Annotated in this window: 24 protein-coding genes; 10 read left to right on the top strand and 14 right to left on the bottom strand. The window is 70.9% G+C overall.

Annotated features, from left to right (window positions below; all coding sequences use genetic code 11):
• Window positions 1-39: 39 nt before the first annotated feature.
• The 4 genes from F0U63_RS47485 to F0U63_RS47470 form a co-directional block, all read right to left on the bottom strand.
• Window positions 40-1383: a hypothetical protein gene (locus F0U63_RS47485; protein ID WP_395841898.1), complete on the bottom strand. Its 1344-nt coding sequence runs from the start codon at window positions 1381-1383 to the stop codon at window positions 40-42.
• Between the two features lie 119 nt (window positions 1384-1502).
• Window positions 1503-2387, bottom strand: coding sequence for an S-methyl-5'-thioadenosine phosphorylase (locus F0U63_RS47480; RefSeq protein ID WP_395841896.1), 885 nt, complete (start codon window positions 2385-2387; stop codon window positions 1503-1505).
• 82 nt (window positions 2388-2469) lie between these two features.
• Window positions 2470-2895 (bottom strand): hypothetical protein, encoded by a 426-nt coding sequence (locus F0U63_RS47475; protein ID WP_395841894.1) that lies wholly within the window; start codon window positions 2893-2895, stop codon window positions 2470-2472.
• A gap of 228 nt (window positions 2896-3123) precedes the next feature.
• Window positions 3124-3750, bottom strand: a complete 627-nt coding sequence (locus F0U63_RS47470; protein WP_395841892.1) for a LysM peptidoglycan-binding domain-containing protein — start codon at window positions 3748-3750, stop codon at window positions 3124-3126.
• Window positions 3751-3902: 152 nt separating this feature from the next.
• Here F0U63_RS47470 and F0U63_RS47465 point away from each other — a divergent pair, with 152 nt between their 5' ends.
• Window positions 3903-5027, top strand: a complete 1125-nt coding sequence (locus tag F0U63_RS47465) for an aminotransferase class I/II-fold pyridoxal phosphate-dependent enzyme (RefSeq protein ID WP_395848535.1) — start codon at window positions 3903-3905, stop codon at window positions 5025-5027.
• 7 nt (window positions 5028-5034) lie between these two features.
• On the top strand, window positions 5035-5943 hold the full coding sequence (locus F0U63_RS47460; protein WP_395841890.1) for an NYN domain-containing protein: 909 nt from the start codon (window positions 5035-5037) through the stop codon (window positions 5941-5943).
• A gap of 21 nt (window positions 5944-5964) precedes the next feature.
• Here the strand turns inward: F0U63_RS47460 and F0U63_RS47455 are convergent, their stop codons facing one another.
• Entirely contained in the window at window positions 5965-6474 is a 510-nt protein-coding gene (locus F0U63_RS47455; RefSeq protein ID WP_395841888.1) for a nuclear transport factor 2 family protein, read from the bottom strand.
• A gap of 76 nt (window positions 6475-6550) precedes the next feature.
• Here F0U63_RS47455 and F0U63_RS47450 point away from each other — a divergent pair, with 76 nt between their 5' ends.
• Window positions 6551-7168 (top strand): hypothetical protein, encoded by a 618-nt coding sequence (locus F0U63_RS47450; RefSeq protein WP_395841886.1) that lies wholly within the window; start codon window positions 6551-6553, stop codon window positions 7166-7168.
• Between the two features lie 6 nt (window positions 7169-7174).
• Here F0U63_RS47450 and F0U63_RS47445 read toward each other — a convergent pair whose 3' ends face one another.
• A complete protein-coding gene (locus tag F0U63_RS47445) occupies window positions 7175-9112 on the bottom strand; it encodes a molecular chaperone DnaJ (RefSeq protein ID WP_395841884.1) in 1938 nt (645 codons plus the stop codon).
• 177 nt (window positions 9113-9289) lie between these two features.
• On the opposite strand from F0U63_RS47445, the gene F0U63_RS47440 reads away from it, so the two are divergent.
• Complete coding sequence (locus F0U63_RS47440) at window positions 9290-9508, top strand: hypothetical protein (protein WP_395841883.1); 219 nt, start codon at window positions 9290-9292, stop codon at window positions 9506-9508.
• 3 nt (window positions 9509-9511) lie between these two features.
• Here the strand turns inward: F0U63_RS47440 and F0U63_RS47435 are convergent, their stop codons facing one another.
• The 4 genes from F0U63_RS47435 to F0U63_RS47420 form a co-directional block, all read right to left on the bottom strand.
• Window positions 9512-10327 carry an MBL fold metallo-hydrolase gene (locus F0U63_RS47435; RefSeq protein ID WP_395841881.1) on the bottom strand — a complete coding sequence of 272 codons (816 nt, stop codon included), beginning with the start codon at window positions 10325-10327 and terminating at the stop codon, window positions 9512-9514.
• Between the two features lie 63 nt (window positions 10328-10390).
• Window positions 10391-10702 carry a hypothetical protein gene (locus F0U63_RS47430; RefSeq protein WP_395841879.1) on the bottom strand — a complete coding sequence of 104 codons (312 nt, stop codon included), beginning with the start codon at window positions 10700-10702 and terminating at the stop codon, window positions 10391-10393.
• An 89-nt stretch (window positions 10703-10791) separates the two neighbouring features.
• Window positions 10792-12066: an AmpG family muropeptide MFS transporter gene (locus F0U63_RS47425; protein ID WP_395841877.1), complete on the bottom strand. Its 1275-nt coding sequence runs from the start codon at window positions 12064-12066 to the stop codon at window positions 10792-10794.
• Between the two features lie 141 nt (window positions 12067-12207).
• The gene (locus tag F0U63_RS47420) at window positions 12208-12795 is read right to left on the bottom strand and encodes a hypothetical protein (RefSeq protein ID WP_395841875.1); all 588 of its coding nucleotides are present in this window, start codon (window positions 12793-12795) and stop codon (window positions 12208-12210) included.
• Window positions 12796-13011: 216 nt separating this feature from the next.
• Here F0U63_RS47420 and F0U63_RS47415 point away from each other — a divergent pair, with 216 nt between their 5' ends.
• Genes F0U63_RS47415 through F0U63_RS47400 form a run of 4 tightly spaced genes read left to right on the top strand, consistent with a single transcriptional unit; the run spans window position 13012 to window position 16142 of the window.
• Window positions 13012-14277: a LamB/YcsF family protein gene (locus F0U63_RS47415; RefSeq protein ID WP_395841873.1), complete on the top strand. Its 1266-nt coding sequence runs from the start codon at window positions 13012-13014 to the stop codon at window positions 14275-14277.
• Window positions 14278-15174 carry a biotin-dependent carboxyltransferase family protein gene (locus tag F0U63_RS47410; protein WP_395841871.1) on the top strand — a complete coding sequence of 299 codons (897 nt, stop codon included), beginning with the start codon at window positions 14278-14280 and terminating at the stop codon, window positions 15172-15174.
• Between the two features lie 35 nt (window positions 15175-15209).
• A complete protein-coding gene (locus F0U63_RS47405) occupies window positions 15210-15917 on the top strand; it encodes a YcnI family protein (RefSeq protein ID WP_395841869.1) in 708 nt (235 codons plus the stop codon).
• A gap of 12 nt (window positions 15918-15929) precedes the next feature.
• On the top strand, window positions 15930-16142 hold the full coding sequence (locus tag F0U63_RS47400; RefSeq protein WP_395841867.1) for a hypothetical protein: 213 nt from the start codon (window positions 15930-15932) through the stop codon (window positions 16140-16142).
• Between the two features lie 74 nt (window positions 16143-16216).
• Here the strand turns inward: F0U63_RS47400 and F0U63_RS47395 are convergent, their stop codons facing one another.
• Together F0U63_RS47395 and F0U63_RS47390 are read right to left on the bottom strand one after the other, a co-directional pair.
• Window positions 16217-16612, bottom strand: a complete 396-nt coding sequence (locus F0U63_RS47395; protein ID WP_395841865.1) for a hypothetical protein — start codon at window positions 16610-16612, stop codon at window positions 16217-16219.
• A 201-nt stretch (window positions 16613-16813) separates the two neighbouring features.
• Window positions 16814-17221 (bottom strand): plasmid stabilization protein, encoded by a 408-nt coding sequence (locus F0U63_RS47390; protein ID WP_395841863.1) that lies wholly within the window; start codon window positions 17219-17221, stop codon window positions 16814-16816.
• Between the two features lie 91 nt (window positions 17222-17312).
• On the opposite strand from F0U63_RS47390, the gene F0U63_RS47385 reads away from it, so the two are divergent.
• Entirely contained in the window at window positions 17313-18170 is an 858-nt protein-coding gene (locus tag F0U63_RS47385; protein WP_395841861.1) for an alpha/beta fold hydrolase, read from the top strand.
• Window positions 18171-18185: 15 nt separating this feature from the next.
• Here F0U63_RS47385 and F0U63_RS47380 read toward each other — a convergent pair whose 3' ends face one another.
• Both F0U63_RS47380 and tkt read right to left on the bottom strand, forming a co-directional pair.
• On the bottom strand, window positions 18186-19754 hold the full coding sequence (locus F0U63_RS47380; protein ID WP_395841859.1) for an ATP-binding protein: 1569 nt from the start codon (window positions 19752-19754) through the stop codon (window positions 18186-18188).
• Between the two features lie 259 nt (window positions 19755-20013).
• Complete coding sequence (gene tkt / locus F0U63_RS47375) at window positions 20014-22068, bottom strand: transketolase (RefSeq protein ID WP_395841857.1); 2055 nt, start codon at window positions 22066-22068, stop codon at window positions 20014-20016.
• Between the two features lie 153 nt (window positions 22069-22221).
• Here tkt and F0U63_RS47370 point away from each other — a divergent pair, with 153 nt between their 5' ends.
• Window positions 22222-23025, top strand: coding sequence for a cell wall protein (locus tag F0U63_RS47370; RefSeq protein ID WP_395841855.1), 804 nt, complete (start codon window positions 22222-22224; stop codon window positions 23023-23025).
• Window positions 23026-23104 lie beyond the last annotated feature (79 nt).

The raw sequence follows: 23104 nt of genomic DNA, 5'->3' as shown, positions 1-23104 counted from the left end.
TCCGTCCGGTGGAATTCGGGCGGCCCTCCAGGGGAGCGCTCAGTGGCTCCAGTCCACGAGGTTGGAGAAGGCGAGCTGCTCGGTGGCGATGATCATATAGGCGCTCGTGTCCACGAAGCGCTGCCAGGCGGCGGGCCGGGCCCCGGTGGCCGTGTCCACCCAGTCGACGAACCCGCCGGGGACGCCGTCCACGGACGTGTTGTTGACCCAGCAGCCCGAGCCGCTCGCCGAGTTCAGGGCCGACACGGCGAAGTTGTAGTGGCGCCACGCCGCGCCATACAAGTCATTGTAGTTGCCCGTGGCGCGGGCGATCTTCCACTCCGCGTCGGCGAGCTGGAGCGCGGAGCCCGGGTACACCTTGGTGTCGGTGCCATTCTGCGGGGTCCACTGGTGCACGCCGCCCGCGTAGCGCCCGCTCGCGATGCTCAAGGTGACGCCGTTGTAGGCCGTGCCCTTCTCCCACCAGTCCGCGAGCTTCTTCGCGTATGCCTCGCCCGGGTCTCGCGCGCTGAACTCGTAGGGCGAGAAGCCCGTCTGGTCGATGCCCCCGTTGTAGACGCCTTTGCCGGCCCCATCGAGGTAGGAGTAGTAGTTGCCCCAGCTTCCCGGGTCCTGCGCGTTGGCGAGCCAGCCGGCGATGGTGTTCGCCTGGTTGTTGTAGAAGGTCGCGGTGGCGGTGTCTCCCACTGCCGTGGCCCAGTGCGAGAAGGCGCGGAAGGCCGCCACGGCGTAGGCGCGGTCGATGGTCCACGAGCCCAGGTGCGCTTGGATGTAGTCCGCCATCCGGTGCGCCTGGAGGTAGTTCTCGGACTGGTAGCTCGCCCGATCCCCGTTGGGCGAGTACAGGCAGTACTTGCGCATGGCGATGAGCACCTCGGCCGTGGCGGCCGCTCCGCCGGGGAACGAGTTGGTGCGGTTGCCATTGACGTCGTAGTTGACGAACTGCCCCGTGGGCGGCTGCATGAAGCCCACGCGGGTGACGCCGTTGACCGTCTCGGTGACGTGGTTCTGCGGGTTGCGCGCCCAGCTCCAGAAGTAGCCGCTGAGCGCCGTCTTCACCCGGTTGTCCAGCTCGGGCGTGCTGCGCCCCGCGGCCACCAGGCGCTGATGGCCATACAGCAGGCCGATGGCTCCGATGGCCGAGGTGCCCGGATCCACCGCGTCCGCGTTGCCGTTGCCGATGCGCCAGTCATTCAGGGCGCCATAGCCCGGCGCCGCGGTGGAGATGTTCTTCACCGTGGGGTTGGCCGCCGTGAACGAGCACTGGGAGATGTAATGGCTCTCCATCCACACGTTGTCGTAGCTGTCCGCCCGCGCCTCCGTCGCGCCGAGCAGCAGCCGCACCGCGAAGGCTCCGATCACCCACTTCTGAACCAGACGCATACCGGCCCTTTCCCGAGGAGGATGCCCGGCGCTCGCCGGGTAATTCCCCCTCCTACTTCGGATAAGGACGGTTAATCTATTTATTTACGTTTTACCCGGAGTGACAGGGCCCGCGAGCGTCAGCGGCGGAGCACCCGGCCGGCCACGGCGTCGAGCCGGGCGAGGACGGCGGGGTCGCGCGCCTCGGGGGCGGTGATGAGGGCGTGGTCGAGCGCCCGCTGGCAGCCGTGGGCACACGGCACGGTGTGCTGGCCGAGCCGGGGCACGGTGTTCTTCACCAGCGAGCGCGCCTTGCCCGAGTTGGCCGTCATCACCGCGATGACCTGGTCCACGGTGACGGCGTCATGGCCGGGGTGCCAGCAGTCGAAGTCGGTGACCATGGCCACGCTCGCGTAGCAGAGCTCCGCCTCGCGGGCGAGCTTGGCCTCGGGCATGTTCGTCATGCCGATCACGCTGCAGCCCCAGGAGCGGTACAGCTCGCTCTCGGCATGCGAGGAGAACTGGGGCCCCTCCATCACCAGGTAGGTGCCGCCGCGCCGCGCGGGGATGCCGAGCGCCTCGCAGCCGCTCATCACCGCGTCCCCCAGGCGCGAGCACACCGGCTTCGCCATGGACACGTGCGCCACGCACCCGGTGCCGAAGAAGCTCTTGGTGCGCGCGAAGGTGCGGTCGATGAACTGGTCCACCACCACGAAGGTGCCCGGGGGCAGGTCCTCGCGCAGGCTGCCCACCGCGGACACCGACAGCACGTCCGTCACCCCCGAGCGCTTGAGCGCGTCGATGTTGGCGCGGAAGTTGATTTCCGACGGGGCGATGCGGTGCCCCCGGCCATGGCGCGGCAGGAACACCACGGGCGTGCCCTCGAGGGTGCCGAAGCACAGCGCGTCCGAGGGCGTGCCGAAGGGCGTGTCCACCTCGCGCCAGACGACGTTCTCCAGGCCGTCGATCTGGTAGAGGCCACTGCCTCCGATGATGCCGATGACGGGGGTGGGGGCAGGCGACATGGCGGAACTCCGGGCGCGGGGGAAGGGGAGGCCACTCTTCCCGCCGTGCGCTCCCGAGGCAAGTGCCGAAGGGGTGCCGGGCTCAGCTCGTGGGCAGGGCGTAGTGGGCGCGAATCCGCCGCGCGGCCTCGCCGTGTCCCCGCTCCTGGAACTGTCCCGCGGCCCAGGAGGCCGCGTCCGGCAGCGTGGGGGTGACGACGAAGGGCGTGTGCAGCGAGGCCCCGTGACGGATGAGACTCGCGAGCATGTGCCCTTCCGGGGAGTTGAGCACGTACGCCGAGCCGATCATCCACTCGCGCAGGGCACACTCGTGCTCGCGCAGCCAGTCGATGTAGCGCTGGCGGAAGGGCGCGATGCGGATGGGCACCGCGCGCGCATCGATGATGACCACGTGGGGCTCACACCGCTGGAGCCACTGGGTGCGCCAGTCCAGGTAGGCGTCGAACGCCTGGGTCGTGATGCCCGCCCCGATCCGCGCCGTCAGCAGCGGCCAGAGGGCGTCTTCCACGACGAGGCCCGCCCCCAGCGGCAGGCGGTTGGCCCCCGGGCTCGAGAGGGGAGGCGCTCTGTGGGGAACGAAGGGTGAATCAAAAAGGAGCACGATGGAGGATATAGTAGCACCAACTCGCACCCCAGGCGAATGGTCCGATGGAGCGGGCCCGGGAAGCGGTGAACTCGCGGTGACAACCCGGGGAGCGGGGCCCTCCGGCTTGGGAGGGCGGGCGCCCACCGCGGCTCAGTAGCCGACGTAGCCGCCGCCGCCGTTCATGGACTGGAGGCCGGGCACGTTGGACACCGAGCCATAGCGGTCGATGGAGTAGCGCACCGCCGCGATGATGTTGTCCACCGGGTCGCGGATGTTGTCGTGGCCGGGCAGCTTGTACGCGTCGAACGTCGGCTGGATGGTCTGCATCAGGCCGATGGACGGGGTGCCGCGCTTGGCGTTGTCATCCCAGAGGTTGATGGCGTTGGGGTTGCCGCTGGACTCGTGCTGGATGATTTTCGCGATGTCCTGGGGGTTCATCTTCTCCACGGGCACGCCCGCCGCCTTGAGCTTCTCCGTCGCCTGGCGGATCCAATCGCCCACCTGGCCCTCGGGCATCTCGCCGATCTCCGCGGGGCCCTCGACCGACTCGGGACCCGCCGTGTTCAACTGCTGGCCGGGCGGAGGGAGGCCACCCGGAGTGCCCCCGCCTTCCACGAACTCGTCCTTGGCGCCCGGGATGTTGAGCTTGTCATCCGCGAGGATGACGTTGGCGTCCTTGATCTGCGTGTTGGCCTTCATCAAGGCGTCAACGCTGGTGTTGTAGCGCTGCGCGATGCTGCTCAGGGTGTCGCCGGAGCGGATGCGGTAGTTGCCCATGATGAAGCTCCTCTCTCAGGGTGGAGGGTGGGGGACGCCGGGGAAGCGGCCGGGAGCCCGAGTCTCGCACACCTGGGGGGCCGGGCGCGATGCCTCCTGGGGGCAGCATCTTCTCGTTCATCGAGAACCCGGAGCGCGGTAACACGGAGGGTATGCGCATTCCGGAGTTCAAGTTGGAGCGGTACTTCGCGAAGTGGGAGTTCCGCGCGCCCTACCTGCTGTGCTCCTCGGACATCGAGGGGTGGAGGATGAGCGACCTGCTCGCGCTGGCGGACGCGGACGCCCGCGAGCGCTGGGAGCAGTTGACGCTGGGCTACACCGAGACGCCGGGGCTGCCGGCGCTGCGCGAGGAGATCGCGGGGCTCTACCCCGGGGTGCGGCCCGAGCAGGTGCTGACGTTCGCGGGCGCCCAGGAGGCGATCTTCGTCCTGGTGAACGTGCTCCTGGGGGCGGGGGATCACGCGGTGGTGACGTGGCCGGGCTACCAGTCGCTGTACGAGGTGGCCCGGGCCACGGGGGCGGACGTGACGCTGCTGCGGCTGCGCGAGGAGGACGGCTGGCGGCTGGATCTGGCCGAGCTGGAGCGCGCGCTGCGGCCGGACACGAAGCTGCTCGTGGTCAACTTCCCGCACAACCCCACGGGGGCGCTGCCGGACGCGGACACGTGGCGGAGGCTGCTCGCGCTCGCCGAGGAGCGGGGCGTGTACGTGCTGTCCGACGAGGTCTACCGGCTCATGGAGTACGACGCGCGCGACACCCTGCCCGCGGCGGTGGAGCTGTCCGAGCGGGGGGTGAGCCTGGGGGTGATGTCCAAGACGTTCGCGCTCGCGGGACTGCGCGTGGGGTGGCTGGCGTGCCGGGACGCGGGAATTCTTTCCCGGTGCGCGGCGTACAAGGATTACACCACCATCAGCAACTCGGCGCCGAGCGAGGTGCTGGCGCTGGTGGCGCTCCGGGCGCGCGAGCGGGTGCTCGCGCGCAGCCGGGCGCTCGTCTCGGACAACCTGGCGCACGTGGAGGGCTTCTTCGCCCGGCACTCGGAACATTTCGGCTGGGTACGCCCCCGGGCGGGCAGCGTGGCGTTTCCCCGACTGAAGAGTGACGTCCCCGTGGCGACGTTCTGCGAGCGACTGGTGGAGCAGGAAGGCGTGTTGCTCCTGCCAGGAGACGTGTATGACTTCCCGGGCAATCATTTCCGGCTGGGGCTGGGCCGTACGAACCTGCCCGACGCGCTCGTGAGACTCGAGCGCTTCTGCAACACCTTCTTCCAACGCTGAGGCGTATTTGGACAACGAGCACCGCATCGCGCTGTTCCTCGACTTCGAGAACCTGGTCACCAACACCGGGATCTCCCCCAACAACTTCGACTTGCAGCCGGCCATGGATCGCCTGCTGGAGCGCGGCAAGGTGGTGTTCCGCCGCGCCTACTGCGACTGGTCCCGCTTCAAGGAAGCCAAGGGCAACCTGCACGGCTTCGGCGTCGAGCTCATCGACGTGCCCCCCTCCACGCGCTCGGGCAAGAACGGCGCGGACATGCGCATGGTCATCGACGCGCTGGAGCTGTGCTACGCGCGCGAGCACATCGACACCTTCGCCATCGCCTCGGGCGACAGCGACTTCTGCCCGCTGGCCTACAAGCTGCGCGAGAACGGCCGCACCCTCATCGGGCTGGGCGTGAAGGAGGCGACCAGCCCCCTGTTCGTGAAGGCCTGCGACGAGTTCATCTACCTGCGTCCCCGCCACAAGGAGAAGGACGAGAAGAAGGACGAGCGGCGCGACGACAAGGACAAGAAGGACAAGCGCTCGGAGGACAAGGGCCGCAAGCACGGCAAGGAGTCCGCGCCCGCCTCCTCGTCCAAGGGCAAGGCGGAGGTGCCGGAGATCGCCGTGGAGGTGGTGCAGCGGTTGCTCTCGCGCGCCACGGGCTCGGTCAATCCGTCCCTCATCAAGGAAGCCATCGTGCGCAAGGAGCCGGACTTCGACGAGCGCGACCACGGCTTCTCCACCTTCGCCAAGCTGCTCGCGTCCATGGAGCACGACGGCCTGCTCAAGCGCGTGCAGCAGGGCCGGCAGTGGTACGTGGTGGCGCCCGACTCGGCCCCCGAGTCTCCCGCGCCCGCTCATCGTGGTGGCAAGCACGCGCGCCACGAGGAGGACGAGGAAGAGGTCTACCCGGATCCCGTCGACGACTGAGCGGGCCGGGCCGGGGCGAGGCTACTTGCCCGGCTTCGCCTTGTTCTTCTCGTGCGCCTCGATGCGCGCCTTGACGTCATCGAGCACGTCGTTGGGGATGGGGATGGAGAGGTTGTACTGGGCGATCTTCCACGTCCCGCCCTCCTTCACCAGCACCCCCGAGCCGCGCGAGGGCCCCAGGTTGGGCGTCGCGAGCACCTCGTCGAACCACGCCACCGTGCCGTCCTTGGACAGGCTCACGTGCCGCGACGAGGGCGTGAAGTCCCACGCCTTGCCCTTGGCGAAGTAGGGGTGGGCCCAGGCGCGGAACTCGTCCCGGGTCCAGCGCTCGGTGGCGTCCGTGCCCAGGTAGACCGCGTCCTGGGTGAAGTGGGCGAAGTAGCGCGCCTCGTCCGCCTGGGCCGCCGCCCGGTGCCAGTCGTCCAGCACCGCGTTCACCGCGGCCGTGGCAGGGGGCGCCGCCGAGGGCTTTGCTCCCGTGTTCGGGGGGGCGCTCAATAGCGTGAGGCACAACAGTGTCAGGGTGGGCATGGTGGGGTCGGACTCCTTGCTCAGGTACGCTATAGAGGGGTTCCATGTGTTTGGACCCTCAGGGGGGCATTACCATATGAACACCGCGCTTCAGACCCGTCCGAGCAGTGAGCTGGCCGCGGGCCGCTTCAGCCAGAGCCGCTACGTCATCCGCCGCAAGTTCTTCAAGCTCTTCGGCGACGCCTTCCACATCTACGATGAGGCGGGCCAGGTCCTCTTCTACTCGAAGCTCAAGGCCTTCAAGTTGAAGGAGGACATCCGCGTCTTCACCGGCGAGGACATGAACGAGGAGGTGCTCACCATCAAGGCGCGCAGCATCCTCGACATCGGCGCCACGTACGACGTCACCGACGCGAAGACGGGCGAGAAGCTGGGCGCGCTGCGCCGCAAGGGGCTCAAGTCCATCCTGCGCGACGAGTGGGTCATCCTCGACGCGCAGGAGCAGGAGGTGGGCCTCATCCAGGAGGACAGCATGCTGCTGGCCCTGGTGCGCCGCTTCCTCTCCAACCTCGTGCCGCAGACCTTCACGGCCACGGTGAGCAACGAGCCCGTGTTCTCCTTCCGCCAGCACTTCAACCCCTTCATCCAGCGCATCTCGCTCGACTTCGGGGTGGATCGCTCGGGGCGGTTGGATCGCCGCCTGGGCATCGCGACGGCCGTGCTCCTGTGCGCCATCGAGGGCCGGCAGCAGTAGCGCGCGCTACCGCGCCGTGTCGGGCCGGAAGCGCCGCTCGATGCGCGAGCGCAACAGCTCCAACAGTTGCGCCTCGCCCTGGCCCGCCTCGGGAGCGAGCTTCAGGGTGACGGCGCCCCGGTCCACGCGCGCCTCGCCCTCGAGCACCTGCCCCGCCTGCACCAGCCGCACGTGCTCGGGGGCCAGCTCCACGCCGTAGGGTTGCAGGTACAGGTCCACGAAGCGCTGGCGCAACTGGGCCGCCGTGAGCGCCTCGCGCTCCTCGGGCAGCATCTGGAAGCTCACGCTCGTGCGCGCCAGCCGCACCGCCTGCTCCACCACCGTGCCCAGCCTCAGCGCGTGCGGCAGCAGGGCCTCCTGGCCCTCGGTGCGGCTGTAGAGCCAGTAGCTCTTCTGCGGATGGGCGCACAGCGGGCAGAGCTGGCCATGGCGCTCGTCGAGCCCGCGCGTGCGCATCAGGTGCTGCAAGAGCACCTCCTCGCCACAGCGCTTGCACTGCTCCTGCGGGCCGATCACCGCCAGCACCGAGCGGCCCCGCTCGGCCACGTCCGCGCGCTGGAGCGCGAGCGGCACGGCGGCGAGCAGCTCGGACTCGCGCAGTTGCAGGCCGAAGTGCACCTCTTTCTTCTTCTTCATCACCCGAAGCCCTGGCTCCAGGTGGCGCGGCAGCCGCGTGAGGGCCTCGTCGTACGGGGGCGCCTCCGGCATGTCGAGCTCGCGCAGGAGTTCGTAGCGCTCGGCCCAGGCATCGCTGGTGTCGAGTCCCGGAGGGGCGCGGCCCGCCGACTCGGCGAAGAAGGCCATGAGGGTGAGGGCCACTTGCCAGGGCTCCTGGGTGACGGCGTCCTCCAGCCAGCGGGCGAGCTCCCTCGCGGCGGGGGTGGCCCGCTGCCGCTCCAGGCGCAGCACACCCTGGCGGACCAGGGGGCTCTCCAGCACCGGATCGAAGACGCGCAGCTTGCGGCCCTTGCCGCTCTTGATGAGCGTGGTCATGCGCTTGTTCCTCAGGGAGGTCAGGGCGCGCGCGGCGCGCTCGAGCTGACGCATTCGGGCGCGGGCATCCCGCGCGAGCTCCTGGACTTCCTCCTCCATCTCGGCGCGCGTCTCCGCGAGGTAGTCCCGGCCCTCGGCCTCGCGGCGCAGGGCCTCCTCGTACAGGCGCGCGGTAGCGGTGGAGCGCAGGCGCTCGCGCTGCTCGCGCAGGGACTGCGCCGCCGTGGAGAGCACCTGGATGCGCCGCTCGAGGTGCGCCAGCCGCGCGTCCTCGGTGAGCGTGTCCTCGGGCTCGCCCGCTCCCACGCGCGCGGCGATCATCTCCAGCGTGGTGCGATCTCCCTCCGAGTACGCCGCGTTGACGCGCGCCATGAGCCCGTCCAGCCGCGCGCGCTCCTCGTCCGTCTGCGCGAGGTCCGGGTGCAGCAGCCGCGCTAGGCGCCGCCGCAGCCGCTTGAGATCCACCGCCTCTTCCTCGGCCTCTCCGTCCGAGCCGGCGGAGCGCTCACCCTCGGGGAGGGCGTCGTCCTCGTCCTCGTCGTCGAAGTCCTCGGTGTCCTCGTCCTCGTCCTCGAGTGGGGGAGGGGTGGACACGCGCGGAGAGGTGGGCGCGGGGGCGTGCCGCGCGTCCGCGGAGGTGGGAGGTTGTGGGGGCTGCTCCAGCAGGCGGATGAGGGCGCTGGTGGCGTCCTGGAGGTGGCGCAGCCGGCGCAGGAGCCGCTCGGAGCGGCTCACCGTCTCGGAGGCGGCGGAGAGGGTGTCCTCGTAGGCCCGGGCGAAGCGCTGCAGTTCTCCCTCGAGCGCGTCGATCTCCGCGTCCAGGGCGTCGATCTCCGCGAGGAGTTCTTGCAGGCGCAGCTCCGCGCGGCGCAGGGGCGTCTCCTCGGGAGGAGGAGGGACGTGGAGCAGAGCCGTCTCGGGGGCGAGCGGTGCGGTCGACGAGGAAGACATGGGGGAGGGGTAACCCATGCAGGGTAATCCGATGGCCGGGTGATCGCTCGGAAACATCCCGAGGGCAAGGGGATGCCCGCCCGGACGGCGGGCGAGGGGAAAACAGGTGGGTGCGCGGTGCAAGGGGTGGGAAGTCCGGCTTATGCTCTCCGGAAACCCCTTACCTGGAGGTCTTCCATGGCGGGCAGGGATCCCAATCGGCGCATCTATGGCTCTCGGCCGCTGGGCCGGGTGAACAGCGGCCAGGATCAGTTCGACAAGGAGGCCCAGGAGGGCGCTCCCGAGTCCCCCATCCAGCAGGTGCGCGAGCAGCGGGCGATGAACGCCTCGCTCAACCCGAATCGCAAGAGCTTCGCGGCCAGCCTGGAGCGCTTCGCGCCGCCGAAGAAGAAGTAGCGCCTACCCGGCCAGGGCGCGCCACTCCTTCTCGTCGTGGGCGCAGAACACCCGCACCCGGTCGGATTGGGTGCGCACCAACTCGCGCAGCCGCTCGCGGTTGTGCAGCCGCTCCGGGCCCTTCATGTGGAGGGCGCTCTGCATCAGGCGCAGCCCGAGCGGGCAGCGATCCTCGGGCTCCATCTCCCCGTGGAAGAAATAGGCGTCACCGGCGTGCAAGAGCCACCGCTCCCCCGTGTCCACCGCCACCGCGCAGTGGCCGCGCGTGTGGCCCACCAGGGGCACCAGGAGGATCTCCGGCGGCAGGCCCTCCAGTTGGCGCACGCACTCGAAGCCGAACCAGGGTTCGCCCCGGATCGTCTCGTAGAGCTTCCAGTCCGGACCATGGGCCCACTGCACACTCTGGTAGCGCTGGCGCTCCCGGAGGGCGCGCTTTTCCTGGGCCGCCGCGTGCTCCGTCGCGTACACGTGCACGCGCGCCTTGGGAAAGTCCGGCAGCCCTCCGGCATGGTCCAGGTCCAGGTGGGTGAGCACGATGTGGCGCACGTCCTCGCGCCGGAAGCCGAGCTTCTCCACCTGCCGCGCCATGGACTGCTCGGGATCCCACTTCGGGCCCATGGGGGCCATGCCCTGGCGCACGCTCTTGTGAGAGGGCGCGGCGAGGTGGTCGTCCAGCCCCAGGGCCGTATCCACCAGCACCAGCCCCGCATTCGTCTCGATGAGCAGGCAGTGGCACACCAGGCGCCCGTTCGGGTCGCCCAGGAGCAGTCCACGGCCCATCGGACACAGCGTCGAGCCATTCAAATGATGAACGCGCATGAGCGGCGAGGATGGCCCGTCATGCGCGTGTGTCAATCCACTTCCCGCGGAGGGCAGGCGGACTCAGTCCGTCTCGGGCTTCTGATCCGCATAGGCCGCCCAGTAGCTCGAGGGGAGCGGATTGGTCCCCTGGTCACTGCGCACCCCATCCCCATCGGGGAGCTCGCCCACGCCGCCGCAGGCCCGCTCCCGCTCGGCTTCCTCCTCTTCCTCCTCCATGCCGGGCCGGGCCTTGCGCTCCTTCTCGGGCAGTTGGTGGGCCCCTTGCGCCTCACGCCCGGCGTCGGGCTTGCCTTCGTCCTTGGCGCTCATGGGGCGCCCGAACATGTCCTCGGGGGGCTGTTGAGGGGGGGCCTGCGTCTCGCGTTTCGCCATGATGGTCGTGCCTCCGTCCCCCTAACCTCGGCAGGCTTCTCCCCTTCAGCAACCAGGCGGCCGTGCCCGCTGGGAGGGCAGGCGGGGCGTCAGGCGGCGGTGGCGGGCGCGGGGGGCGCGGCGGGGGGCTGCTCCGGGGCGGGCTGGGCGATGCCCTCGGGGAGGAAGGCGAGCAGCACGAGCGCGGGCAGGGCGAGCACCACGGTGAGGCCGAAGAAGCCAGCCCAGCCGATGCCCTCGGCGAGGAAGCCCGAGGTGGCCGAGAGCATGCGTCCGCCGAAGTTGGCCAGCGCCGAGAGCAGGGCGAACTGGGTGGCGCTGAAGCGCTTGTTGCACAGCGACATGGTGAAGGCGCCGAACGCCGTGGTGGCCATGCCGCCGCAGATGTTGTCCGAGCAGATGGCGAGCGCGAGCACCGCGTGGTTCTTGCCCACCAGCGCGAGCGCGAGGAAGGTGAGGTTGGTGACGGCCTGCAGGGCGCCGAAGATGAAGAGGCTGCGGCGCAGGCCCAGGCGCGCCAGCAGCACGCCGCCCACGAGCGCCCCGACGATGGTGGCCACCATGCCCACGCCCTTGCTGATGGTGCCCACCTCCAGGTTGGAGAAGCCCATCTTGAGGAAGAAGGGCGTGGTCATGCCCCCGGCGATGGCGTCGCCGAGCTTGTAGAGCAAGAGGAAGAGCAGCGCGAGCAGCGCCCCGTCCCGGCGGAAGTAGTCGACGAAGGGGACGACGGCGGCCTCGGCGAGGGTGCGGGGGGGGCGCTGGCCCTCGGGCTCGACGGCGACGAGCGTGGCGATGACGCCCACGAGCATGAGCGCCGCCATGATCCAGTAGGTGCGCGGCCAGCCGATGAACTGCGAGAGGCTGAGCGCCACCGCCCCCGAGGCGATCATCCCGAAGCGGTAGCCCATGACGAAGGTGGCCACGCCGAAGCCGCGCTCGGCCTCGGAGAGGGTGTCGGTGCGCCACGCGTCCGACACGACGTCCTGGCTGGAGGAGAGGAACGCCACGAGCAGCGCCAGGCTCGCCATGGCCACGGGCGAGTCCTTGGGGTTCACCATGCCCATGGCGGCGATGGCGGCCATGAGCCCCAGTTGGGTGACCAGCATCCATCCGCGCCGGCGCCCGAGGAAGGGCAGCGCGTAGCGGTCCATGAAGGGCGCCCAGATGAACTTGAAGGTGTAGGGCGTGGCCACCAGGGTGAAGACGCCAATCGTCTTCAGGTTGATGCCCTCGTTCGTCATCCAGGCCGACAGCGTGCCGCCCACGAGCAGCAGCGGGAGCCCGGAGGCGAAGCCGAGCGCGACGAGGAGCCACGCGCGGGGACTGGCGAGGATCTGGAGCAGGGAAGTCTTTTGGGCCATGGGCGAGGGCTCCACCATACCGGTCCTGGCGGAGAATCCCTCCTGTCTGGCGATGCCGGGGCCGGAAGCGTCGCCCGCCTGTCAGCCCGGGAGCGGGCCCGGGGGGCGTTCTGTCGGGTCTTCCCCCCTCACACCGGGGCTTCAGTAGCGGCGGCGGTCATCGCGCCAATCGCGGCGGTCTTCCTGCCGCTCGCGCTTGTCCTCGCGCATCTCCTGCTTGTTGTCGCGGATCTCCTGGCGCCCCATCTGGATGAGCTGGGTGATGAGGGTGCGCGTGCGGTGCAGGTCGGCCGGCCGGCGGCTGCCCACCAGCGAGGACAGCTCCCGGGCAATGGCCGAGCGGGCCGACATCGAGGCCGCCTCCGTCCGGGCATCCCGGACGTCATCGCGCCGGTCGCGGCGATCATCCCACCCACCCCGGTCATCGTGGCGGATCTCCCGCCGGTCCGCGGCCAGCTCCTGGCGGCCCTCGGCCAGCTCGGCCCGCATCAGGTCGCGCAGCCGCGTCTCCACGTCGCGCATCGCGCCCTCGTCGCGGCGGGCCTGGGCGCTGTCGAAGCGCCGCAGCACGTCCTCCAGCTCGCGCACGTCATAGCGGTCATCGCGCATCTCCTGCTTGTTCTGCCGGTCCTCCTGGCGGTTCTGCGCACGCTCGTGGCGGGGCTGGGCGGAGGCGGCCCCCGCGGAAAAGAGGACGGCGGCGAGCACTGCGGAGCCAAGGCGCTTCATGATGGAATCTCCTGGGGGTAGGCGAGGGAAGTCAGTGGGATGCCGGTTCGCGGCAACGCGGACTCGGACGGCGGCTCTGTCTTTTTATTCGAGCCCTCGCGCCCGCCCGGATGTTCACCCGTGAGAGATTCTCGGGATGGCCTGGCCGTGGAGCGAGGCGGGAGCGGGCTAGGCTAGGCCCGGTTCGGGGGTGTCATGGTGGAGTGTCTTCTGAACATGGACCTGGGCGAGCTGCCGGACGAGGACGAGCGGCTCTATACCCACGCGCAAGTGGCCCACATCGCCTGCGGAGGGCACGCGGGCGACACGGCCTCCATGCGTCGGGCGCTCGAGGCGTGCGCGCGCCACGGCACGCGCGCCGGAGCGCACCCCTCCTTCGAGGACCGGGAGCACTTCGGCCGCCGGGAGCTCTCCGTGGCTCCCGAGCTGCTGCGCTCCCAGGTGGCCGCCCAGTGTGCCCGGCTGGCGGCCCTGGCCGCGGAGGTGGGAGTGCCCGTGTACTCGGCCAAGCCCCACGGCGCCCTGTACCACGCGGCCAACCGCGACCCCGCGCTCGCCCGCGCCGTGGTGCACGGGGTGGTGGAGGCGCTGGGTCCGGGGCTCGTCTTCGTGGGGCCGGCCACGGGCGCGCTGCGCGAGGCGGCCCAGGAGGCGGGGCTCGCCTACGCGCGCGAGGGCTTCGCGGACCGGGGCACGCGGCCGGATGGGTCGCTCATCCCCCGGGGCCAGCCGGGCGCGGTGCTGACGGATCCCGCGGTGGCGCGCGACAACGCGCTGCGGCTGACGCTGGGCGGCGCGGTGGACACGCTGTGTGTGCACGGGGACTCGCCGGGCGCGGTGGAGATGGCGCGCGAGGTGCGCGCGGTGCTGGACGTGCTGGCCATGCGCACCGAGCCCCTGGGGGACGGGGCGCTGCGGCTCGTGCTGCCCGAGCGGCTGGAGCGGCGCGGGGTGCTGGAGGCGCTCCAGGCCACGCCCGGCGTGCTGGACGTGGTGGTGGGCGAGGCGCATGCCTGCGTGTACTTCGATCCGGCGGCGCCCCCGGAGGATCCCCGGCGCGTGCTGGGCCGGAGCGCGGGCCGGCTCCTGTCGCCCGAGGAGCGGCCGCTCGTCATCGTCCGGGTGCGCTACGACGGGCCGGACCTCGAGGCGGTGGCGGATCGCGTGGGGCTGGCGGTGGACGACGTGGCGCTGCTGCACGCCTCGTGCGAGTACACGGTGCGCGCGGTGGGCTTCATGCCCGGCTTCGCCTACCTGGGCGAGGTGGATGCGCGCATCGAGGTACCCCGGCTGGCCATGCCGAGGCCCGGGGTGCCGCAGAACGCGGTGGGCATCGCCGGGCGGCGCACCGGCATCTATCCCTTCGCCTCGCCTGGGGGGTGGAACCTCATCGCCACCGCCGTGGACTTTTCTCCCTTCCATCCCGGCAGCGGGGCGCGCCTGCGTCTCGGGGACCGGGTGCTCTTCGAGCGGGTGGACTGAATGGACGCGCGATTGGAGGTGCTCGACGTTCGGGGGCCGGTGGGCGTGCAGGACGGAGGACGTCCCGGCCGCATGCACCAGGGCGTGCCCCCGGGAGGCGCGCTCGTGCCGGAGTGGCTCGCCGCGGCCAACCGCGCGGTGGGCAACGCGTGGAGCGCGGCGGCGCTCGAGTGTTACGGCCGGCTGGAGCTGCGGGTGACGGGCCGGAGTGCGTGGGTGTCGCTGGGGGACGAGGCCTTCCAGGTGGCGGACGGGGAGTCCTTCCGCGTGCCCGCGCCCGAGCGGGGCGTGGTGCGCTACGTGGCCGTGGAGGGAGGGCTCGCCGTGCCCGAGGTGCTCGGAGGGCGGGGCCTGTTGCCGGTGGTGCGGCTCGGTGGGTGGGAGGGCCGGATGCTCGAGCCCGGGGACGTGCTGCCCCTGGGGGTGGGCGGGGGCGCGCGGCTCGCGCCGGAGCGCGCCGAGCCACCCGGGGAGGTGATTCGCGTGATGTGGGGGCCGGAGCCGGGCCGCTTCGATCCGGGCGCCCAGGAGGCGTTGCTCTCGGGGAGCTTCACGGTCTCGCCCACGAGCGACCGGGTGGGGATCCGGCTGCGCGGGCCCCACCTGGCCCACGCGGACACGGGCTCGGGCCTCTCGGGCCCCATGGTGCGCGGCGCCCTCCAGGTGCCCGCCTCCGGTGAGCCCATCGTGCTCGGGCCGGACCACCCCACCCTGGGGGGGTACCCGGTGCTCGCGGTGGTCATCCGCGCGGATTGGGGCCGCCTGGCCTCGCGCCGGCCCGGCGAGACGGTGCGCTTTGGCGCGGTGGGCGTGGAGGAGGCCCGCGCGGCCTGGAAACGTCTGGCGCTGGAGGGTGCGACAACGTGTCTCATTCCAGGGCAGGGGGCGGGCTCCTAGAAGGCTCTCCCCGCTCGTAGCCTGGAGGAGTTCAGATGAAGGATTCATCGCGGACGCTGTCGGCCATCGCGGCCTTCCTGCTGTGCCACACCGCCGAGGCCCATATCGGCCTGTCCACCCCGGCGCAGCCCATCGCGGCCACCACCCAGGAGCTGTCCTTCCTGGTGGGCCATGGCTGCGAGGGCCTGGACACCTACCGCATCGAGGTGCAGATCCCGGAGGGCGTGGGCGGCGTACGTCCGCTGGACTCGGCGTTCGGCCGGGCCGTGGTGACCAAGGACGACACGGGCCGGGTGAAGGTGGTGACGTGGACGAAGCCCGAGGGCAACGTGCTGCCCGAGGACTCCCAGTTCTACAAGCTGACCTTGCGCGCCAGCCTGCCCAATACCCCCTTCAGCGCGCTGTACTTCCCGACGATCCAGACCTGCCGCGCGCCAGACGGCACCGAGAAGGTCGCGGCGTGGGTGAGCACCTCCGGCGGGCACGGCCACCTGGCCGAGGACTCCACCGAGCTGCCGGCGCCCTCCCTCGTCGTGCTGCCGCCGCGCACGCCCGGGTGGAACAAGTACACGGTGACGCAGCACGTGCATGACCTGAGCGTCTTCAAGGACGCTCAAATCGTCTGGGCGGGCAACGCCGCCTACAGCCCCAGCGACTACATCTCCGGCCTCATCTCGAAGGAGCCCAACACCCAGGTGCTCCAGCAGATCCACCCCGGGACCGAGATCTGGGTCCGGTACTGAGCGAGGCCGCCCGTGCGACGTCCCTGGTTCGTGTTGATCGCGCTGTCGTCGTTGTCGCTGGCCTGCCCTGGGGGCAATGGGGAACCCGGTCCGGGTGACGCGGGAGTGCCACCGGGCTCCGCGTCCGGGTTGCCCTCGGAGCTGAGGCCGCCCACCGCGGGCTCCAGCATGGAGCGTCCCCCCGAGGGGCCGGGCCTGCCCGAGCACCTCAAGCCGCCTCGCTGAGCGCGGCCCCCGTCAGACACGACGGGCCCCCGGGCGTGCTGCCCGGAGGCCCGTCGAGCCCTCGCGTCCCGTGCCTACTGCTTGGGCAGGGGCTGGGTGTCCTCGGTCATGGTGTCGTCGTCGTCCATGGACGAGTCGATGGGCGGAGTGGTCCGCATCGGCTCGTCGATGGGCTCGTTGCCGATGGCGTCCGGAGGAGGCGTCATGCCGTTGGGCTCCAGGCCGGAGCCGCCCGTGCCGGGCTCGTCGATGGGCGTGTTGTGCACGTCCGGCTCGCGCTCGCGGATGCCGTCATCGGGCAGCGGAGCGGGCTGGGGCGTGTCGAAGCCCGTGCCGCCCGTGCCGGCGTCCTCGGTCGTGGCGGGCGTCATCGGCTCCGGGCTCGTGGTGGCCGTGTCCGTCTTGCACGCCGTCCCGAACGCCACCGCCCCCGTGAGAAGCCCCGCCAGCAGAAGTTTCGTCTTCGTCATGTGTCTTCCCTCCCTGTTGTCGTGCTGGGCGGAAGGTGCGGTTCGCGCGAGTCACCTGCAGCGTGCGGCTGCCCGCCAGGCCGCCCTGTTCAGCGGGGTGGGGCAGGGTCGCCGGCCACGGCCTCTCCCGGACTTCGGGACGGAGGAGGGGTTGATGCGCGGGGGCACTTCTTCATCGAGGGGCGGCGCGAGGAGCGCGGCTCACGAACGCTTGCGCGGGCTGCTCGAGCGCTTCGTCGTGGCGCGCTTGGCGGTGGTGGTGCGCTTGGCGGTGGTGCGCTTGGCGGCGCCCCGCTTCGCGGCCGCGGTGCGCTTGACGGCCTTGCTCTTGCGCGTGGCCGCGGCCTTCTTCGCGGCGGCGGAGCGCTGGGCGGTGGTGCGCTTGGACATGCTGCGCTGGCCGCCGCGCTTGGAGGACTGGTGGGTTTCGGGCTTGCCGTAGCCGGAGCCACCGGGCTTTTCTCCGCCGTGGGACTCGGCGTTCACCGTGGCCCAGGCCCGGCGCACGGCCTCCTTCTTGTCCGTTCCGTGCTTCTCGTAGCTCTCCTCGATGTGCTGGGCACGGCGCTTCTGCTTGTCGGTGTATTTGCTCTTGTCTCCACGGGGCATGAGGGCACCCTCCTTGACACTCAATTTGAGGAGGCTCGTCCCAAATGCAACCGACCAGACCGTCTATGAGTCACCCAGGAGATGAATCTTGATGCGTGATGATCCAGGAGTCGTTGCCGGGACTGGCCTCTTGTCGCTGGAGCACCAGGGCTGCCGCCTCTCGTACGGCGTGGAGGGCACGGGCAGTGCGGTGGTGCTCATCCAGGGCGTGGCCGTGCAGGGCGAGGCCTGGCGTCCCCAGCTCGATGGGCTCACGGCGCACCACCGCTGTCTGTGGTTCGACAACCGGGGACTCGGCCGCAGCCAGCCCCTGGGCTGTGCGCTCACCGTCGCCCAGATGGCCGAGGACGTCCGCGCCCTCATGGACGCGCAGGGCTGGGACTCGGCGCACGTCATCGGGCACTCGTTGGGAGGGCTCATCGCCCAGCACCTCGCGCTGACCGAGCGTGCGCGCGTGCGCAGTCTGTCCCTGCTGTGCACCTTCGCCCGGGGCCGCCATGTGACGGTGCCCTCGGCGCGGATGATGTGGCTCGGGTTGCGCTCGCGCGTGGGCCCGCGCGCCTGGCGCCGCCGCGCCTTCCTGCGCATGGTGATGCCGCCCGAGGCCCTCCTCCAGGAGGACCCCGACGCGCTCGCCGGCCGCCTCGCGCACCTCTTCGGCCATGACCTGGCGGACTCGCCCCCGGTGGCAATGCGGCAGATGGCCGCCATGGGGGCCTATGACTCCACTCCCCGGCTCGGGGAGCTCGCGGGCCTGCCCACCCTGGTGGTGAGCGCCACGGAGGATCCCATCGCCCCGCCGCGCCTGGGCCGCGTGCTAGGCGAGGGCATTCCCGGGGCGCGCTACGTGGAAATCCCCGCCGCCTCCCACGGAGTGACCATTCAGCACGCCGGACGCATCAACACGCTGCTGCTCGAACACCTCGCGCGGGCCGACGCGCCGCGTTGACGCCCCCCCTCGTGCTCAGCTCCGCACGGCGCCGAAGCGGCCCGACAGCGAGGCGAGCACCACGAGCAACTCCACGGGCTCCACGGGCTTGGGCACATGGCTGTGGAAGCCCGCGAGCAGCACCCGGGTGCGATCCTCCACGCGCGCGTAGGCGGTGAGCGCGACGGCGGGGGTGCGGCCGCCCTCCTTGGGCGGGAGCGCGCGGACGCGGGAGATGAGGGAGAAGCCATCCTCGCCCGGCATGCCGATGTCGGAGATGAGCACGTCGGGCCTCTCCTGCTTGAGCCGCTCGAGGCCCTCGGCCACGGACGCGGCGGTGCTCACCTGGGCGTGGCATTCCTCCAGCAGGGTGCGCAGCAGCTCGCGGGTGTCGTGCTCGTCATCCACGACGAGCACGCGCAGGCCCGTGAGCTCCGGCGGACAGGAAATCTCCGGGTAGGCACGTTGCAGCGAGGGGGGGAGGGTGGCCTCGCGGCGCATGGCCACGGACAGGGGCAGGCGCACGGTGAAGGTGGCGCCCCTGCCCACGCCCTCGCTGAAGGCGGCCACGGTGCCGCCGTGCATCTCCACGAGCTGCTTGACGATGGTCAGGCCCAGGCCGAGTCCCCCGGCCCTCCGGGTGAGAGGACCCTCGGCCTGGCGGAAGCGCTCGAAGACGTGGGGGAGGAACTCCGGGGCGATGCCCGGGCCCGTGTCCGCCACGGTGATTTCCACCGCCGAGTCCCGCCGCTCGACGAAGACCTGGACGCGCCCGCCCTTGGGGGTGAACTTCACCGCGTTGGACAAGAGGTTCCACACCACCTGCTGCAACCGGTGCGCATCCCCCATGACGTGGCCGGTGGAGTCCAGGGCCGTCTGCAACCGCAGGCCCTTGGCGTCCGCGGCGGGGCGCACCGACTCGAGCGCCTGCTCCACCACGTCGCTCACCTCCACGGGCCCCACGTCCAGCTTGAGCTTGCCGGACATGATGCGGCTCACGTCGAGCAGATCCTCGATGAGCTGGCCCTGGGCCCGGGCGTTGCGCTCCACCGTCTCCAGGGCCCGCTCGCGTTTTTCCGGCGGCAGGTTGCCATTGCGCAGCACCTGCACCCAGCCGAGCATCGCCGTGAGGGGGGTGCGCAACTCGTGGCTCACCGTGGCGAGGAACTCGTCCTTGAGGCGGTTGGCCTCCTCGGCTTCCTGGCGCGCGGCCTTCTCGCTCGCGAGCAGCCGCTGCCACTCACGCGGCGCCACGGCGGCCGAGATGCCCGAGGTGATGAAGCGGGTGAGGACGCGCCCCTCGCCCGGAGTGAGCACGCCGCCTTCCTCCTGGAGAAGGCTGGTCACCACCTCGCCCAGCGACTCATACACGGCGAGCGCGAGCGGGGCGTCTCCCCGGGACAGCCAGGCGGGCGGAGCTTGAGCGCCCGCGGAGGCCGGGTGTTCGCCCAGCGCGTGAGTCAGTCCGTGGAACAACTCGGACAGCTCGGAGGGCGAGGGCAGCGCCCCGGGGGGGGGATGCGGCGGGCTCCGGTGCAGGGCCTCGCTCCAGCGGCGCAGCAACTCCTCGCGCCGCTCCTCGAGCAGTGTCGCCAGCTCACCCATGGGCGGCGTCCGCGAGCGAATCGGGTGGGGGGAGGCCCCGGGGGCTGAGCGCGTCTGTCTTGTCTTCAGACCACAATGTCAGTCTCCTCCCGACACAACATCCTCACGACCTACATCGATGGCACCTGGGGACAGGTTGCCAGGACGGGTCAAGCCGGGTGGGAGGTGGTCGCTCCCCTGGCGTCCGCTCGGGCTGAGCCCGGGGTTGCCTGGGATTGGGGCGGGGCCGCGGGGGAGGACTCCCGCGGCCCCGGGGGGACTAGCGCTTCGCGGACTTCATCACCTCACGGGCGGCCTCGAGGACCTTCTCCGTGCTGAAGCCAAACTTCTGCAGCAGGTTCTTCAGCGGGGCGGACGCGCCGAAGGTGCGCATGCCAATGACCTTGCCGCTCAGGCCCACCCAGCGCTCCCAGCCGAACGCCGAGCCCTGCTCCACGGCCACGCGCGCGGTGACGGCGCGGGGCAGCACCTTCTCCCGGTACGCCTCGTCCTGCTGCTCGAACAGCTCCCACGAGGGCATGCTCACCACGCGCGCCTTGACGCCCTCGCTCTTGAGCTTCTCGTACGCCTCCACGCACAGCTGCACCTCGCTGCCCGTGCCGATGAGGATGACGTCCGGCGTGCCCTCGCTGTCGGCGAGGATGTAGGCGCCCTTGGCGAGGCCCGAGGCCGGGGCGTACTTCGTGCGATCCAACGTGGGCAGCGCCTGGCGCGTGAGCACGAGCACCACGGGCTGGTGCTTGAGCGGGGCGATGACGCGCCACGCCTCGGTCACCTCGTTGGCGTCGCCGGGGCGCAGCACGATGAGGCCCGGAATGGCGCGCAGGCTGGCGAGCTGCTCGACGGGCTGGTGCGTGGGGCCGTCCTCGCCCACGCCGATGGAGTCGTGGGTGAAGATGTGGATGGAGGGAATCTCCATGATGGACGACAGGCGGATGGCGGGCCGCTCGTAGTCGCTGAAGATGAAGAAGGTGGCGCTGTAGGCGCGCAGCCGGCTGAGGGCGAGGCCATTGGTGATGGCGCCCATGGCGTGCTCGCGCACCCCGTAGTGGATGTTGCGCCCGGACAGGTCCCCCGGACGCATGGGGCCGGAGAACGTCAGGTACGTCTTGGTGGAGGGGTTCAGGTCCGCCGAGCCACCCACGAGCCACGGGTAGTTCTTCGCCAGGGCGTTGAGCACCTTGCCGCTGGACTCGCGCGAGGCCACGCCCTTGGGGTCCGCGGGGAAGGTGGGCAGCTCCTTGTCCCAGCCCTCGGGCAGCTCGCGCCGCTGCATGCGCTGCAGCTGCTCGGCCTGCTCCGGGTGCTGCTTCTTGTACTCGGCGAGCTTCGCCTCCCACTCGGTGCGCAGCTTGTGGCCGCGCGCGCCCACGCCCTGGGCGAAGCGCTCGCGCACGCCGTCGGGCACGAGGAACTTCGCGTCCTCGGGCCAGCCGTAGTTCTTCTTGGCGCCCTTGATTTCCGCCTCGCCCAGGGCCTCGCCGTGGGCGCTCGCGGTGCCCTGCTTCTTGGGCGCGCCAAAGCCAATCAGCGAGTGCACGATGATGAGCGTGGGCTGGCCGCGCTCCTGCTTGAAGGCGCGGAAGGCGCTGGAGAGCGCTTCCAGGTCATTGGCGTCCGCCACGCGCAGCACGCGCCAGCCGTAGGCCTCGAAGCGCCGGCCCACGTCCTCGGTGAAGGCCAGCTCCGTGCTGCCGTCGATGCTGATGTGGTTGCTGTCGTAGATCCAGCACAGGTTGGACAGCTTCAGGTGGCCGGCGACGGAGGCGGCCTCGCTGGCCACGCCCTCCATCAGGTCGCCGTCGCCGCAGATGGCCCACACGTCGTAGTCGAACAGCTCGAAGCCCGGGCGGTTGAAGTGGTTGGCGAGCCACTGGCTGGCCATGGCCATGCCCACCGAGTTGGAGACGCCCTGGCCCAGGGGGCCGGTGGTGGTCTCCACGCCGCTGGTCCAGCGGTATTCCGGGTGGCCGGGAGTGGAGCTGTCGAGCTGGCGGAACTTCTTGATGTCCTCGAGCGAGACGGCCACTTCCTGCGACACCTCGTCCTCGCCGGTGATGCGGCGCACGCCCGTGAGGTGCAGGAGCGCGTAGAGGAGCATGGAGGCGTGCCCGTTGGAGAGCACGAACCGGTCGCGGTTGGGCCAGACGGGCTGGGTGGGATCGTAGCGCAGCTCCTGCTGCCAGAGCTGGTAGGCCACGGGGGCGAGCGCCATGGGGGCGCCCGGGTGGCCGGAGTGGGCCTGTTCCACCGCGTCCATGGCGAGGGTGCGGATGGTATTGATGCAAAGCCAATCGGTGGGATCGTGTGGCATGTCTTGAGACTCCTGAATTTGGGCCAGGACCATGCCCCAAGCGGACGCGGAGTGCCGCAGGATTCGCCCGGGGGGCGTGGCCGGGTCGACAGAGTGACTCGATAAGACGGGTCGGACTGGCGGTGGGGCCGCCGGGGTGGCATATGGGCGTGTATGTCGATCGAGAAACCGTTGCGGGAAATGGTGCAGGCGGAGCTGAAGACCCGTCTGGCACCCATGCACAAGGCCATCGCGCGGATGGATGAGCGCCTGGGCGTCATCGCCGAGATCGTGGATATCATCCACCGGCTGGCGCCCATGGCCACGCGGATGCAGACGCTGCAGATGGCGCTGCCGGGCATTGGACTTCCCATCCAGGGCCGGGGAAAGCAGCCCGTGGCGCCTCCGCCCGCGCCCGCTCCGGCGCCCGCGCCCCGGCAGCAGGCCGCGCCCGCGCCCCGGCAGCAGGCCGCGCCTCCGCCTCCGCCCGCGGCTCCGGCGTCGCCCGCCCGGCCTCCCCTGTCCTACCCCACGAGCCGCTATGCGCTGCCGACGACCGCGGCGCCCGTCTACAAGCCCGAGAAGTCCGAGCCCGCTCCGAGTCCCGTGCCGGCGCCCCGGGGGCGTCCTCCGGCGAGGGCCGCCGCCGAGGCTCCGAGCGCGCGCGTGAGCGAGGGAGGCCGCCGCTGCGCCGTCATCGGGTGCAAGCGTCCGGCGCGCTCCAAGGGCTACTGCTCGGCGCACTACCAGAAGCTGCGGCTGCTGGTGAAGAGCGGCCGGCGCCCGGCGAGCTGGGTGGACGATGCCGCGTCCCAGTCCGTGGCGGAGGTGGTGCTGCCCCGGGGCCGCGCGGCCTCGAAGGCGCGCGAGGAGCAGGCGCCCGCTCCGGCTCCCACGCCCGTGCGTCCCGAGCCGCCCAAGCCCAAGGTGTGGGTGCGCAAGAAGGGCGCCAAGGACGCGGTCGCGCCGCTGCACTGAGCGCGTGGATGCCCGGCGGTGGGGGTGGCGAGGGTGTCACCCCCTGGCGAGTCATTGACACCTCGGTCCAGGGGTGATT

This window comes from Cystobacter fuscus (assembly GCF_044360685.1).
Taxonomy (GTDB): domain Bacteria; phylum Myxococcota; class Myxococcia; order Myxococcales; family Myxococcaceae; genus Cystobacter; species Cystobacter fuscus_C.
Note: the sequence above shows the minus strand (reverse complement) of the source record. Positions and strands in the feature narration are given on the sequence as shown.

Coding starts and splice junctions, on each gene's coding strand:
- F0U63_RS47485 (WP_395841898.1), bottom strand. CDS start 1,383: ATGCGTCTGGTTCAGAAGTGGGTGATCGGAGCCTTCGCGGTGCGGCTG.
- F0U63_RS47480 (WP_395841896.1), bottom strand. CDS start 2,387: ATGTCGCCTGCCCCCACCCCCGTCATCGGCATCATCGGAGGCAGTGGC.
- F0U63_RS47470 (WP_395841892.1), bottom strand. CDS start 3,750: ATGGGCAACTACCGCATCCGCTCCGGCGACACCCTGAGCAGCATCGCG.
- F0U63_RS47465 (WP_395848535.1), top strand. CDS start 3,903: ATGCGCATTCCGGAGTTCAAGTTGGAGCGGTACTTCGCGAAGTGGGAG.
- F0U63_RS47455 (WP_395841888.1), bottom strand. CDS start 6,474: ATGCCCACCCTGACACTGTTGTGCCTCACGCTATTGAGCGCCCCCCCG.
- F0U63_RS47450 (WP_395841886.1), top strand. CDS start 6,551: ATGAACACCGCGCTTCAGACCCGTCCGAGCAGTGAGCTGGCCGCGGGC.
- F0U63_RS47445 (WP_395841884.1), bottom strand. CDS start 9,112: ATGTCTTCCTCGTCGACCGCACCGCTCGCCCCCGAGACGGCTCTGCTC.
- F0U63_RS47440 (WP_395841883.1), top strand. CDS start 9,290: ATGGCGGGCAGGGATCCCAATCGGCGCATCTATGGCTCTCGGCCGCTG.
- F0U63_RS47435 (WP_395841881.1), bottom strand. CDS start 10,327: ATGCGCGTTCATCATTTGAATGGCTCGACGCTGTGTCCGATGGGCCGT.
- F0U63_RS47430 (WP_395841879.1), bottom strand. CDS start 10,702: ATGGCGAAACGCGAGACGCAGGCCCCCCCTCAACAGCCCCCCGAGGAC.
- F0U63_RS47425 (WP_395841877.1), bottom strand. CDS start 12,066: ATGGCCCAAAAGACTTCCCTGCTCCAGATCCTCGCCAGTCCCCGCGCG.
- F0U63_RS47420 (WP_395841875.1), bottom strand. CDS start 12,795: ATGAAGCGCCTTGGCTCCGCAGTGCTCGCCGCCGTCCTCTTTTCCGCG.
- F0U63_RS47415 (WP_395841873.1), top strand. CDS start 13,012: ATGGACCTGGGCGAGCTGCCGGACGAGGACGAGCGGCTCTATACCCAC.
- F0U63_RS47410 (WP_395841871.1), top strand. CDS start 14,278: ATGGACGCGCGATTGGAGGTGCTCGACGTTCGGGGGCCGGTGGGCGTG.
- F0U63_RS47405 (WP_395841869.1), top strand. CDS start 15,210: ATGAAGGATTCATCGCGGACGCTGTCGGCCATCGCGGCCTTCCTGCTG.
- F0U63_RS47395 (WP_395841865.1), bottom strand. CDS start 16,612: ATGACGAAGACGAAACTTCTGCTGGCGGGGCTTCTCACGGGGGCGGTG.
- F0U63_RS47390 (WP_395841863.1), bottom strand. CDS start 17,221: ATGCCCCGTGGAGACAAGAGCAAATACACCGACAAGCAGAAGCGCCGT.
- F0U63_RS47385 (WP_395841861.1), top strand. CDS start 17,313: ATGCGTGATGATCCAGGAGTCGTTGCCGGGACTGGCCTCTTGTCGCTG.
- F0U63_RS47380 (WP_395841859.1), bottom strand. CDS start 19,754: ATGGGTGAGCTGGCGACACTGCTCGAGGAGCGGCGCGAGGAGTTGCTG.
- tkt (WP_395841857.1), bottom strand. CDS start 22,068: ATGCCACACGATCCCACCGATTGGCTTTGCATCAATACCATCCGCACC.
- F0U63_RS47370 (WP_395841855.1), top strand. CDS start 22,222: ATGTCGATCGAGAAACCGTTGCGGGAAATGGTGCAGGCGGAGCTGAAG.